The organism is Streptomyces sp. NPDC006332 (assembly GCF_040612855.1).
In the GTDB taxonomy this organism is placed as follows: domain Bacteria; phylum Actinomycetota; class Actinomycetes; order Streptomycetales; family Streptomycetaceae; genus Streptomyces.
The window spans coordinates 29630-42866 of record NZ_JBEXRA010000044.1 but is presented as its reverse complement, the minus strand read 5'-3'; the positions used below and the strand labels follow the sequence as shown (position 1 = coordinate 42866).

General features: G+C 69.9%; 11 protein-coding genes and 1 pseudogene. 5 read left to right on the top strand and 7 right to left on the bottom strand.

All coding sequences use genetic code 11. The features are described 5' to 3' along the window. Window positions 1-15: 15 nt before the first annotated feature. The gene (locus ABZ027_RS31500) at window positions 16-1092 is read right to left on the bottom strand and encodes a 2-dehydropantoate 2-reductase (RefSeq protein ID WP_356774203.1); all 1077 of its coding nucleotides are present in this window, start codon (window positions 1090-1092) and stop codon (window positions 16-18) included. Between the two features lie 153 nt (window positions 1093-1245). Between ABZ027_RS31500 and ABZ027_RS31495 the strand changes: the two genes are divergently transcribed. From ABZ027_RS31495 to ABZ027_RS31480, 4 genes are all read left to right on the top strand, one after another. Beyond that, a complete protein-coding gene (locus tag ABZ027_RS31495; RefSeq protein ID WP_356774201.1) occupies window positions 1246-2868 on the top strand; it encodes a helix-turn-helix domain-containing protein in 1623 nt (540 codons plus the stop codon). 139 nt (window positions 2869-3007) lie between these two features. Further along, window positions 3008-3787 carry a class II aldolase/adducin family protein gene (locus ABZ027_RS31490; protein ID WP_356774199.1) on the top strand — a complete coding sequence of 260 codons (780 nt, stop codon included), beginning with the start codon at window positions 3008-3010 and terminating at the stop codon, window positions 3785-3787. 79 nt (window positions 3788-3866) lie between these two features. Further along, on the top strand, window positions 3867-5207 hold the full coding sequence (locus ABZ027_RS31485) for an MFS transporter (RefSeq protein ID WP_356774197.1): 1341 nt from the start codon (window positions 3867-3869) through the stop codon (window positions 5205-5207). Between the two features lie 78 nt (window positions 5208-5285). After that, on the top strand, window positions 5286-6365 hold the full coding sequence (locus ABZ027_RS31480) for an MBL fold metallo-hydrolase (RefSeq protein WP_356774196.1): 1080 nt from the start codon (window positions 5286-5288) through the stop codon (window positions 6363-6365). 111 nt (window positions 6366-6476) lie between these two features. Here ABZ027_RS31480 and ABZ027_RS31475 read toward each other — a convergent pair. From ABZ027_RS31475 to ABZ027_RS31450, 6 genes and pseudogenes are all read right to left on the bottom strand, one after another. Next, window positions 6477-6684, bottom strand: a pseudogene (locus tag ABZ027_RS31475) (cupin domain-containing protein); the annotation flags it as partial. A 340-nt stretch (window positions 6685-7024) separates the two neighbouring features. Then, window positions 7025-8119 carry a tartrate dehydrogenase gene (locus ABZ027_RS31470; protein WP_356774195.1) on the bottom strand — a complete coding sequence of 365 codons (1095 nt, stop codon included), beginning with the start codon at window positions 8117-8119 and terminating at the stop codon, window positions 7025-7027. Window positions 8120-8231: 112 nt separating this feature from the next. Continuing rightward, on the bottom strand, window positions 8232-9131 hold the full coding sequence (locus ABZ027_RS31465; RefSeq protein WP_356774193.1) for a LysR family transcriptional regulator: 900 nt from the start codon (window positions 9129-9131) through the stop codon (window positions 8232-8234). A 42-nt stretch (window positions 9132-9173) separates the two neighbouring features. Then, window positions 9174-10325: a glycerate kinase gene (locus ABZ027_RS31460; protein WP_356774191.1), complete on the bottom strand. Its 1152-nt coding sequence runs from the start codon at window positions 10323-10325 to the stop codon at window positions 9174-9176. Further along, complete coding sequence (gene dctA / locus ABZ027_RS31455) at window positions 10325-11806, bottom strand: C4-dicarboxylate transporter DctA (protein WP_356774189.1); 1482 nt, start codon at window positions 11804-11806, stop codon at window positions 10325-10327. Before dctA ends, ABZ027_RS31460 begins: the two co-directional genes overlap by 1 nt. A 123-nt stretch (window positions 11807-11929) precedes the next feature. Then, window positions 11930-12223 carry a lamin tail domain-containing protein gene (locus ABZ027_RS31450; protein WP_356774187.1) on the bottom strand — a complete coding sequence of 98 codons (294 nt, stop codon included), beginning with the start codon at window positions 12221-12223 and terminating at the stop codon, window positions 11930-11932. Between the two features lie 441 nt (window positions 12224-12664). On the opposite strand from ABZ027_RS31450, the gene ABZ027_RS31445 reads away from it, so the two are divergent. Then, window positions 12665-13045: a hypothetical protein gene (locus ABZ027_RS31445; protein ID WP_356774185.1), complete on the top strand. Its 381-nt coding sequence runs from the start codon at window positions 12665-12667 to the stop codon at window positions 13043-13045. The last annotated feature ends 192 nt before the right edge of the window (window positions 13046-13237 follow it).

Below are 13237 nucleotides of genomic sequence, written 5' to 3'. Positions count from 1 at the left end.
TGACACCGGGCTCCTTCAGCTGTCGGACGTCTCGCCGTGGCCGCGGACCCGCTCGCGCAGGGCGAGCAGTCCGTGCATCGCGTCGAGGGAGGGGGACGGGACACCGGTGCGGCGCGCGAGTTCACGTACGGCACCGATGATCGCGTCGAGTTCGAGGGGGCGGCCCCGGTCCGCGTCCTGCAGCATGGAGGTGCGGAACGCGCCGAGCTTGCGGGCGATGTCGAGCCGGTCGTCGGCCGTCATGGCGCTCTCGATGCCCAGTGCCGTACCGACGGCTGCGGTCTCGTCGAACATGGCGGCGCAGACGTGCCGCACGTCCGGATCGTCGAGGATGTCGAGGACGGTGGCACCAGTGAGGGCGCTGACGGGGTTGAGATTGACGTTGCCCAACAGCTTCTCCCAGACGTCCCGGCGGATGTCCGCGCTGGGTTCCGGACGGACAGGGCCCGCGGAGAGGGCCGCGGCGCATCGGTGGACACGGTCGGAGATCCCGCCTGCCGGGTCGCCGATGATCAGCCGGTCACCGCTGAGGTGCGTCACCCGGCCCGGCCCCTCGACCGCGCTGCTGAAGTGCGCGACACCGGACATCAGGCGCTCGGCGGGCAGGAGCCGCAGCAGTTCCCCGTCGAGGTCGACCGATCGCAGCACCGGGTCTTCCCCGGCGCGTTCGACGGTGGACGGGAGCCACCAGGGCACTCCGTTGGCCACGACCAGCACGTCCGTGCCGTGCTGATTGAGCCAGGTGCGGATGGAGCGGGCGGCCGGCAGCAGGTGCAGGCTCTTGACGCAGACGACGGCCAGGTCCGGGACGGGGAGCCGCCCGGCGTCGTACGCCGTGGGGAAGCGGTGACGGGTCTCGACTTCCATTTCCCGGCCGACTCCCGTTTCCCGGCCGACTTCCGTGTTCCGGCCGCGCAGCAGGAGCCCCTGCGCGGCGATCGCGTCGAGGTGCGGGCCGGGCCGTCCGAGCAGGGAGACCTCCGCGCCCGAAGCGGCGAACGCCCCGGCGAGGGTGGCACCGACGGCTCCCGGGCCAACGACGGTGATCCGAGGTGGCCGGCGGGGCGGTGGGGATGCGGGCGGATGCGACAACGCCGTCGCACCTCCTTGTCGGATGGGTCCATGGACCGGTGTGGCCGTTCGCAGCGAGCATGCGCCGCATCATGGGCCCACAACAATGTCGACACCTACACCCACGAGGATCGAGTGATGTAGATTCCGACATCACTCGAAGGGAGGGTCACCATGACCGCGATGCCCCTCGACCAGCTCGTCGAGGCCCTGCAAGGCGGCGTCATCAACCTCCTGACGGACGGAGGTGGGGGTGAATGGCGCGTCAGTGGGGCGGAGTTGCTGGACTGTCCGGAGGCCCTCGGAACCGCCGCACCCGGGCACCTGCTGCTCGGGGTCGGCCTGGACATAGCCGACCGTGTCGCGTTGAGCACGGCCCTGAGAACGGCCGCGAACCAGTCCTGCGCACTCGCCGTCAAGTGCCCCACTCCCCCGCCACCGGAGGTGTCGTCGCAGGTCGACAAGACGGGCGTCCCCGTCCTGGCCGTCGATCCGCGGGTGCCCTGGACGCGCGTGCAACGTCTGATCACGACCATCCTGGCCGCACGCGAGACGGTTGCGGACCCGGGCGGTGGGGCGACGGGCGGCGACCTGTTCTCCCTGGCCAACGCGGTCGCCGGGATCGTCGGCGGTGCTGTCGCGATCATGGACACGCAGCAGGTGGTGGTCGCCTACTCGAACCTGCCCGACCAGCCCATCGACGAGACCCGGCGGCGCGGGATCCTGGGCAGGCGGGTGCCCGAGGACGCGCTCGCCGATCACCTGGACCGGGAGGTATGGGTGAGCGACACGGTCGTACGCCAGAACCGGCCCGGTGATCTGCCGCGCACGGCCGTGGTCATCAGGGCGGGCGAGGACGTCCTCGGTTCCCTGTGGGTCGCGTTTCCCGACGAGGCCGCGGCGACCGACTGCGGGCCCACCCTGCAGGAGGCGGCCCGGGTCGCGGCGCTGCACATGCTGGCGCTGCGCCGCCAGGTCGACGCCGAGCAGGAGAGCCGCGACCGCGCCCTGCGCCACGCGTTGGAGGGCCGCTCGGCGCAGGGCGACCCGCCCGGCGGTGTCCGGCTCCCCGCCGTGCTGGTCGGGCTGGCCGAGACCGCGGGGGCGCGCGGCAGCGAGGAGTCATGGGAGGCGGGCACCGCGGCCCGCCGCCGCGCCGTTCTGCTGCGGACCCTGGACCTGGCTGTCCTCGACGGCCGCTCCCTCGGGTACGAACCGGCGGCGGCGCTGCTCGACGACCGCGTCTACGTCCTGCTGCCGAGCGCCGGTTCCGGCTCCGTGTCCCCTGGTGCCCTGCTGAACCACCTTCTTGACCGGGTCCGGCACAGCCTGCACCGGTCGTTCACGGCGGTCGACTCCCCCGCCGTCGGGACGACTTCCGCCCTGGTCGCGGCCCGCCGCGACATCGACGCAGCGCTCGACCACCTGCGGGAGCAGCGCGCCGGCTCCGGCTCGTACCACTCCGAGGACCTGCGGCCGGAGTTGGTGCTGCGGCGGCTCGTCGGCGCCGTACGCGAGGACGCCGAACTGCGCACCGGCGTCGCGGAACGCCTGCGGACCCACGACGCCGAACACGCCACCGACTACTGCGCCACACTCCTCACCTATCTGCGGCACTTCGGTGACGTCGCCGCGGCCAGCGCCGAGTTGCACATCCACCAGAACACGATGCGGTTACGGCTGCGCCGGGCCGAGCAACTCTTCGACGTGTCGCTCTCCGATCCGACTCGGCGCCTGCTGCTGACACTCGAACTGACGGCGATCTCCCGCATGTCGGAGCCGCCGACGACAGCCTGATGTCGCATCGGACACCACCCGACCGGATTCACTGTCGACCCCGACATTGGCTCCCGAGCGGTCGCGCACCCATGCTCCTGCACACCGAGGCCGTCGCCTCGCACCGGCGACGCCCACGCAGCGATCAAGGAGCACGGCAGTGACCGTTCTGGACACCCCGACCAGCACCGCGAAACCGGCACGCATGAGCGAGGCGGAGTGGCAGGCGCGGCTCGAACTGGCCGCCTGCTACCGCGTCTTCCACCACCTCGGATGGGTGGAGATGGTCTTCAACCACATCACCGTCCGGGTGCCCGGCGAGGACGGACATCTGCTGATCAATCCGTTCGGCCTGATGTACGACGAGGTCACCGCCTCGAACCTGGTGAAGATCGATCTCGACGGCCACGTCCTGTCGGACTCCGACTGGCCGGTCAACGAGGCAGGACTGCTCATCCACTCGGTGATCCACGCCAACCGGCCCGACGCGCACTGCATCATGCACACCCACACCACCGCCGGCACCGGAGTCGCCTGTCTGCGCGACGGCCTGGACCCGGACAACTTCTACGCCGCCCAACTGCACGACATGGTCGCCTACCACGACTTCGAGGGCATCACCGTCGACCCGGAGGAGAAGCCACGCCTGGTGGCCGACCTCGGTGACCGCGACCTGATGATCCTGCGCAACCACGGCCTGCTGGCGGTGGGTTCGACCGTCCCCGCGGCTTTCGCCACCCTGTGGACTCTCCAACGGGCCTGCGAGATCCAGCTCGCCGCCCAGCAGGCCGGGCAGCCGCTGACCCCGGTGAGCCGGGAGGCGGCGGTGCGCTCGACCAAGGAGTCCTTCCAGATGGGCGACCGTACGAAGGCGGGCAGGACCCTGTTCGCCGCACTGCGCCGCAGGATCGACCGCATCGCCCCCGACTACGCCGTCTGACACCCTCCCCACCCTCCCGCTCCCCGGGCCGACGACGACCCGACGACCCGACGACGACCCGACGACGATCGGACTCCCCATGTCCCCATCCGCTCAGACATCAGGCACCCGGAGTCAGCACCGCACCGTCGCGCTCGCCGCCATGGCGGGCACCACCATCGAGTGGTACGACTTCTTCATCTACGCCCTGTGCACCGGGCTGGTGTTCGGCAGCCAGTTCTTCGACGGTCTCGGCGAGGACTCGCTGGTCATCTCCTTCGCGACCATCGGCATCAGCTTCTTCTTCCGGCCTGTCGGAGCCGCACTCGCCGGACACCTCGGCGACCGGCTCGGCCGGCGCGCGATGCTGATCGCCACCCTGCTGCTCATGGGCGTCTCCACCACCCTGATCGGCCTCGTACCGTCGTCCGCCTCCATCGGCATGAGCGCCCCGGTCATCCTGGTCCTCCTGCGGATCCTCCAGGGCCTGTCCGCCGGCGGGGAGTGGGGCGGCGCCGCGCTGATCTCCGTGGAGCACGCGCCGCCCGGGCAGCGTGGCAGGTTCGGTTCCTACCCTCAGCTCGGAGCACCGCTGGGACTGCTCCTGGCCAACGGTGCCCTCGCCGCGGTCACCGCCCTGACGACGGACGACCAGTTCCTCGCCTGGGGCTGGCGCATCCCCTTCCTGCTCAGCGTGGTCCTCGTCGCCGCCGGGTTCGTCATCCGGCGCAAGGTCGAGGAAAGCCCCGTCTACCGGGAGCTGAAGAAGTCCGGGAACCAGTCGCGCGCCCCGCTCGCCACCCTGTTCAAACACCACTGGCCGCTCGTCGTGGCCGGCGCCCTGCTCTTCGCCGCCAACAACGCCGTCGGCTATATGACCACCGGCGGCTATGTCCAGAGCTACTCCGTGAACCATCTGGACATGGACCCGACGGTGATCCTCATCTGTGTGATGGTCGCCGCCGTGGGATGGCTGGCCAGCACCCTGGCGGGCGGCCGGTTGTCCGACCGGATCGGTCGCCTGCGTGTCTACCGCATCGGCTTCGTCGTCCAACTCGCCTGGATGTTCCCGTTCTTCGCGCTGCTCAACACGGCGAACACGGGGCTCATCGTGGTTGCGCTCGTCCTGTACAGCATCGGCCTCGGACTCACCTACGGGCCACAGGCCGCACTGTTCGCGGAGCTGTACCCCACCGCCGTCCGGTACAGCGGTGCGGCGCTGTCCTACGCCATCGGAGCCGTACTCGGCGGCGCCTTCGCGCCCATGATCGCCGAAGCACTGCAGTCCAGCACCGGCACCGTGTACTCCGTCGCCGTCTACCTCGCGGCGGTGACCGTGGTCGGACTCGCCGTCACCTTCTTGTTGAAAGAACGCCGGGGTGTGCCGCTGAGTGACGCCGAAGCCGACGAGAAGGACGAGCAGACGGTCGTGACCGCCTGAGGAGCCGCGGACCGGCGACGGAGCGCCGGTCAGGCCTGACGACACCACCCCCATCCCCCCATTTCGAGGAGCTCCCCCATGAACGAGCCGCAGGCTGACCCCACTCAGCCGGCATCGCCCGAAGTCCACCCGCACGAAGCCCTGACACGTCGCCGTTTCTGGCAGCTCGGCGCTGCCGCGGCTGTCACAGCCTGTGCTGCGTCGCTGCTTCCCGAGCGCGCCTCCGCCGAGACTTCGGCGTCCGCGGGTCCCACCGCGCAGGACTACTTCGACCGTGCCGCCGAACTGGCCGGCGACACCCCGAACCTCAAGAGCATCGTGGGCGCGCTCACCGCCGGTTACACACCGCCGAGGCCCCCAGCTCCCGCTCCCATGCGGATGTTCGACAACGTCGCCGTGCTCAGCGTCGGTTTTGTGTCCGCCACAGCGATCCTCACCCCGGGCGGCATCATCCTCGTCGACGCCCTCAACACACCGGACGAGGCAGAGCAGTACATCGTCACGGGACTGCGCAGCCTCGGGGCCGACCCCTCGACGATCAAGTACGTCGTCGTCACCCACGGCCACGGCGACCACTTCGGTGGCGCCCAGTACCTGGCCGACCAGTACGGCAGCCGGGTCATGATGGCCCCGGCCGACTGGGACCTCGTCGCCTCCACGAACCCGGCCAACGCGCCCGCCCGCGACCTGGACATCGCCGACGGCCAGAAGCTGACGGTGGGCGGTACCACCGTGACACTCAACCACACGCCGGGCCACACACCCGGCACCATCTCGCCGATCTTCCCGGCCCGTTGGCGGGGCCGCGCCCACACCGCGATGCTGTGGGGCGGGACCAACCCGCCCGCGGCCACCGCGAGCAAGGAGACCTACCTCTCCTCCGCCCTCACCTTCGCCTCCCGGATGAGGCGGGCAGGCGTCGACATCGAACTCAGCAACCACGGCTTCGCCGACTACGGCCTCGAGCGCATCGAGCAGCTGCGCAGTGCGCCTGACGGTCGCGAGAACCCGTTCATCGTGGGCACCTCGGCGGCACAGCGCTACATGAAGATCGTGGAGACCATGCTGCGCGGCCGCATCGCCCAGGACCAGGAGGCCGCCACCCCCGCAATGACGACGACGTCTGCCACGAGCACGCGTACGACAGGCTGTTGCTGAACCTCGCGTGCACAAGACGGTCACCGCCTGCCCGCGCAGCGGTGACCGTCGGCCGCTGGTGGAGCCGCGCCCGACTCCTGCTTGAGGACGTCAGCGCTCCACCTGGGCGTGGTCCAGGGGGACTTCGTAGCGGTCGCCGTCGACATTCGTCCACACGCCCTCGCCGTCCACGACGAACCGGGGGCCCCTGACTGTGCCGGTGCGAGGGGGCGCCCTCGCGCGGTCTCAGGTACTGGATCGCGGCCCACAGTGTGGGAGTCGCGTACGGCAGCCCGGACTGTCCCGGGTTGGACAGCGCCATCGCCCGGCGCTCGGTGCCCATCGTGTGTGTCCGGCATCTCCGACACCGCCGCGGCTGCCTGGAACCGTGCCGTGCCGTGCGGCGACGGCGCAGCGGAAGCGCAGGACATCCTTCCCACGTTCCGTCCCCGTCGCCGCCCCACAGGCCTACTGGACTGGGTGGTTGATCCCGGCTTCCCCCTCGAGTGGACGACGAGACGCAGTCGGCACGCGGCGAGCGGAGCGCAAGCCGGGGCATGAGCAGTCGAGCGGAGACCGACGCCGAAGCCGCGATCCGCAACCAGGTGACATCCGTCCTCGCCACCAACTCCAGGGCGTTCATGAACCCCACGGTGACGGTCGCGGCTTGCTGCGGACTGTCAGGCGTTGAGCGCGTCGATCAGCGCCTTGGTCACGTCCTCGGTCGTGGCCGTGCCGCCGACGTCGCGGGTGAGGATGCCCGCGGCGGTCGTGACCTCGATCGCTTTGTTCAGGCGGGCCGCCTGGTCGGGCAGACCGAAGTGCTCCAGCATCAGCGCGGCGCTGCCGACCGCGCCGATCGGGTTGGCCAGGCCCTGCCCGGCGATGTCCGGGGCGGAGCCGTGGACCGGCTCGAACATGCTGGGGAAGCGGCGCTCGGGGTTGAGGTTGGCGCTCGCTGCCAGGCCCAGGCTGCCGGCCAGTGCGCTGCCGAGGTCGGAGAGGATGTCGGCGTTGAGGTTGGAGGCGACGACGACCGAGAGATCCTCGGGCTTGAGGACGAACTTCGCGGACATCGCGTCCACGAGCACGCTCTCGGTCTCGACGTCCGGGTAGTCGGCGGCGACACGCTTGAAGACGTCGTCCCACAGGACCATGCCGTACTGCTGGGCATTGCTCTTCGTCACCGAGGAGACCTTGCGGCGGCTGCGCGTACGGGCCAGGTCGAAGGCGAACCGCATGATCCGTTCGCAGCCCACCTCGGTGAACAGGGCCGACTGGACGGCGACTTCACCGCCGGGCCCGCGTCCACCGAGGTTGCGGCCGCCGAGGCCCGCGTACTCGCCCTCGCTGTTCTCGCGGACGACGACCCAGTCGAGGTCCGTGTCGTCGGCCTTGCGCAGCGGGCTCTGGACGCCCGGCAGGAAGTGCACGGGCCGGACGTTGGCCCACTGGTCGAAGTTCTGGCAGATCTTCAGGCGCAGTCCCCACAGGCTGATGTGGTCGGGGACATTGGGCCAGCCGACCGCGCCGAAGTAGATCGCGTCGAAGTCCTTGAGCCGCTCCAGGCCGTCGTCGTCGATCATCTTGCCGGTGCGCTCGTAGAAGTCGCAGCCCCACGGGAACTCCTCCCAGGCGAAGGCGAAGGGGGCGGCGGAGTCCTGGGAGTTCTCGGCCAGGGCGTCCAGGACGGTTCGCCCGGCGGCGACGACTTCCTTGCCCACCCCGTCGGCGGGGATGGCGGCGATGCGGAACGTGCGGGGTGCGGCTGTCATGGGTGCCTCCGGCTCGCTTTCGTGCGGTCGGTTCGAGTCAACACACCGACGTCACGGCGCGTCCAAGACCTGCTTTCAATACGACGTATAGGCGTCGCCGATCGGTCCCGCGTCAGGCGGGGCGTGCCCGCCGCTCTGCCAGCGACCTGGTGAGAGCGAGGAACGCCCGCGCGGCCGGTGTCAGGTGCGCGGGCAAGCTGACCATGGCCACGTGGAGGTGGGCGGTCGGCTCGATGGGGGCGACCACGGCACCGCAGCGGCGGGCCAGCCGGGCCCAGGAGGAGGGCAGGACCGCGACTCCCACCCCGGTGAGGACCAGCGGAAGTATCGACGTGCGGTGGTCGACGACCGTCACGATCTCCGTGCCGGTGCTTCCCGCCGTGATGTCGTCCACGATGCTGCGCATCAGGCTGCCGGTGCGGGAGGCGATGAGCTTCTGGCCGGCCAGGTGCTCGGGCCGGATCGTGACGTCGTCCTCGATCGTCCCGCCGGGTGCGGCGACGACCACGAACGGCTGGTCCTCGACGTGCAGGACGTCCAGCCCGGAGGGGTGCACGGGGGCGGCGCTGCCCAGCAGGCCCAGTTCGCAGGCGCCGCTGCGCACCAGGGAGACGACCTCGTCCGGAGTGAAGGCGGCCTGGGTGCTCACCGTCACCGACGGGTGCAGCTCGGTGAAGCGTTGGATGAGGGTGGTGAGCGGTTCGATGCTGGGTGAGGGCATGGTGGCGACCTCGACGCTGCCGCCGTGCAGCCCGGCGAGCGCGGCCGCGGTGTCCCGTACGGCGGCCAGGTCCCTCAGCACGCGCCGGCTCGGCTCCAGAAGTTCCTGGCCGGCTTCGCTCAGTACGACGCCCCGTCCCACGCGGTGGAAGAGGGCCACCCCGAGATCGGCCTCCAGGTTCGCCATCGCCTGGGACAGCGACGGCTGGGCCACGTGGAGGGCGGCGGCGGCCTTGCTGAAACCGCCGTGCTCGACGATGGCCAGGAAGTACTCCAGTTGCCGGGCGTCCACGGCGTCTCCCCGCTCTGTGTTGGTACGACGGGCGGAGCGAGCCTATCTGCCGGTTTCGGTTCCTCCGCGTCCGATCCAGCGGCCGGCGAGGGTCCGCCCGCACTGGGCGAGCAGGTGCGCCGACAGGGCGCTGTCGTTCGCGCAGTCCAGGTCGGTCAGGTCCGTGAGGGCCTGGACGGAGCGAAAGTGGGCAGCGGTCCCGTCGGCGGGAAGAGCGCAGCGGCCGGCCACCGCGTGCACCGGTGTGCCCTGGCGACGGGCCCGCCGGGCGAGCGCGATGGGCAGCTTGCCCGACAGGGACTGCTCGTCGAGGCTGCCTTCGCCGGTGATGACGAAGTCGCTCCCGGCCAGCAGTTCGTCGGCACCGAGCAGGGTGAGGAAGTAGTCGGCCCCCGAGCGCACCCGCCCGCCCAGCAGCATCCCGGCATACCCGAGGCCGCCGGCCGCTCCGGCGCCGGGGACATCGGCGAGAGTTGCCGCTGCCACGACGCCCGCCGCTTGCAGTCGCCGTACGAAGCCGGCGAGCGCGTCGTCCAGTTCCCGCACCTCGCTCGCGGTCGCCCCCTTCTGGGGGCCGTAGACGGCGGCCGCGCCGCCCGCCCCGAGCAGCGGGTTGTCCACGTCGGTGGCGAGGACGAGGTCCACTCCCGCCAAGGCCGCGCGGGCCTCGGCGAGGTAAGCCGTGCGGAGAGCGGCGAGTCCTGCGCCGCCCGGGCCGATCGGTGTGCCGTCCTCCCCGGCCAGCGTCGCACCGAGGGACTGCAGCAGGCCCGCGCCGCCGTCGGTGGTGGCCACTCCGCCGAGCGCGAGGACGATCGTGTCCGCCCCGCCCGCCAGCGCGTACTGAACGGCCTCGCCGATGCCCTGGCTGGCGGCCGTGAGGGGCGCCTTGCGCCCGCCCGGCAGAATCCCGAGTCCGCAGATGGCCGCCGCCTCGATGAGAACGGTACGGCCGCGCACCGCGACCTCGGCCGTGACGGGCCGACCGGTCGGCCCGGTCACCGTGGTCTTCTCGCAGCTGAACCGGCCCGCGCAGGCGGCGGCCACGCTCCCCTCGCCGCCGTCCGCCAACGCGAGTCGGACGACCCGAGTCAGGGGGGCGGCCTCCAGCAGCCCGCGTTCCAGTGCGCGGGCGACCTCGTCGGCGCTGAGGGAGCCCTTGAACTTGTCCGGGGCGATCAGTACGGACACCATCAGGACGTCACCTGGGCGGTCTGCGGGGCAGGGGACGCGGCGACCGGCCGGACAGCTTCGGCTTCGGCTTCGGCTTCGGCTTCGGCTTCGACTTCGGCTTCGGCTTCGACTTCGGCTTCGGCTTCGGCTTCGATGATGACGTCTTCGGTTTCGGTGGTCAGAGGCGGCTCGCCCGCCTTGCCGGCCAACACCAGCCGGGCCCGCTCCAGGTCCAGGCCGTTCTCCCACTTGGCGATGAACAGGGTGGCGACGGCGTTGCCGAAGAAGTTCACCAGGGCCCGGCACTCGGACATGAACTTGTCGATGCCGAAGATGAGCATGATGCCCGCTGCCGGGACGGTACCGACCGTCGACAGGGTCGCGGTCAGGGCGATGAAACCACCGCCCGCGACGCCTGCCGCGCCCTTGGAGGTCAGCAACATGACCGCCAGGAGCCCAAGTTGCTGCCCGATGGACAGGGAGGTGTCGGTGGCCTGGGCGATGTAGAGGGTGGCCAGCGAGAGGTAGATCGCCGCGCCGTCGAGATTGAAGCTGTAGCCGGTCGGCACCACCAGACCGACCGTGGACCGCTCCGCCCCCATGAACTGCAGCTTGCGCATCAGCCCAGGCAGCGCGGGCTCGGCGGTCGAGGTGCCGAGGATCAGCCAGAACTCCTCCTTGAAGTAGCGGAAGAGCTGGAAGATGTTCAGCCGCACGTACAGGGCGAGCACACCGCCGAGCACGACCACGACGAACAGCGCCGACGTGACGTAGAAGAGGAGGATCAGCGAACCGAGGCTGGTCAGCGTGGACAGGCCGAACTTCCCGATGGCGTACGACATCGCACCGAAGGCACCCAGCGGCGCGGCCTTCATGACGAAGGACAGGACCTTGAAGACGACCTCGGTCAGTTGCCCCACGGCCGCGATGAGCGGCTCGCCCGTCTTCCCCACCATCTTCAGCGCGATACCGAAGGTCACGGCCAGGAAGATGACCTGGAGGATGTCGCCCTCGACGAACGGGCCGAAGAAGCTGTTCGGCACCAGGTTCGTGAGGAACTCCCACCAGTGCTGGTGCTCACCCTTCTCGATGTACTGGCTCGCGTCGCCCGACGTCCGCAGTGTCGACGGGTCGGCGTGCACGCCGTCGCCGAGCCGGAAGAGGTTGATCGCCACGAGACCGGTGAGCAAGGCGAGGATGGTGCCGACCTGGAAGTAGGTCAGCGCCTTGATGCCGGTGCGTCCGACCTTCTTCAGGTCGGCGACTCCGGCTATGCCGCCGATGATCGTCAGGAAGACGATCGGGCCGATGAGCATCTTCATCGCGGTGATGAACGTCGTGCCGATCGGCTCCATGTCGGTGGCCAGATCCGGCCACTTCCAGCCCAACACGATGCCGATCACGATCGCCACCAGCACCTGGACGTACAACTGCCGGTACCACGGCTTCGCCGCGATACGCGCGGCCTGTTCGGCTCGTCCGTTGCCCGGGGTATGCGTCATTGCAGCCTCCCTGATCGCGCGACACCGAGCCCGATCGGTCCGCGCCGACTTTCGCCACAGTGAACCGGGCCACAGATGAGGGGTCCACGACCAAAAATCGATGCCCCGTATAGGTGGGACCTATCAGTACCGGCACAGGCAGCAGGCTCTTTCGACGCAACCCTGCCTCTCAGAGCCGGTCGCGCCAGGAGCATTGCCGCTGCGTAGGGTCGCGGTGTCGTGGTCGTTGTTCCACACGTAGGCGCGGCGGTCCTGGAGCAGGTCGGCGCGGGTGTCGCGGCCCTCAGAGGTGTCGACGCGGACACTCGCACGCCCGGCCAGACGGTAGTGGTCGAAGGTGAAGGTGGAGCCGGAGTCGTCCTTCAGGGTCCAGCCGTCGAGACTGACCGCGTGGCGTGTGGTGTTGGTGAGTTCCACACACTCCTTGTTCAGCGAGCGGTTGGAGAGTCGTCCCGTCCCGGGGAGTCGTACTGGACAGCCGAGATCTCCACGCTCGGGTGGTGCGGGCGGGCGTGGTCGGCCGCGGACGCCGGCAGCGCCGCCACCGAGAGCCGAGCGCCGAGCGCCGGCCGCGAGCGTGGCGGCGGCGAGACAGCGGGCGGCGGGCGGCGGCAGATGCGGAAGCGGACAAGAAGTCGCCCTGATGGTGCGGGCACCCCCTCCCCCAGGCGGCCTTCACGGCCACCGTGAAGGGCGGGTGCGGTGTTCGGATGGCGGCCGGACTGGCCGCACCTCCTCGATCAAGGAGTCACCTTGCGTAGGCGGGTTGACCGTGTGCGGGAGGAGTCGTGAAAGCCGCCACGTACGTTCCTCGGCCTCTCTAGGGTTCAAGATCGACAACCAATGGAGGACTCTGACTTGCGTACAGCTCTGCGAACCGTCGTCGCGGCGGTGGCCATGGGGGCCACTGCGGCCACGCTCGCGGCCGCGCCCGCGAGTGCGGCTGGTCACAAGGTGTACACCTCGTACAACACGACCACCACCGCCAAGGCGACCTTCCACAGTTACGGCGACTGGTACCAGCTCAAGGACTTGGTCCCGGAAGGAATCGGGGTCGCGCTTCAGTACAAGAAGAAGGGCGACGAGGTCGAGACCATGCACTGGAGCGGCCAGGATTGGCCTGCCGCTCGCTACGAGGACTACCGGGAAGGTCAGGTCGTCTACTTCCGCGCGTGCAGCCAGAAGGGCCAGTACGGCAAAGTCCGTTACTGCGATGACTGGATAAAGGGCACCGCCTGAAGGCCACCGTCTGTAGGCAGCGCCGAGCTCTCCCGCGTCGGCGGGAGAGCTTGGCACACACTCGGTCTACTGTCGTGAGGGCCAAACCTGGAGAGTTCCGAGCCGTCACCTCCACAGCCACGAGGAGCGGACGTATCTCCCTTGGCCCGTGGACAGGGACACCCGACCCACGATCCCCAAGAAGTCCGGATG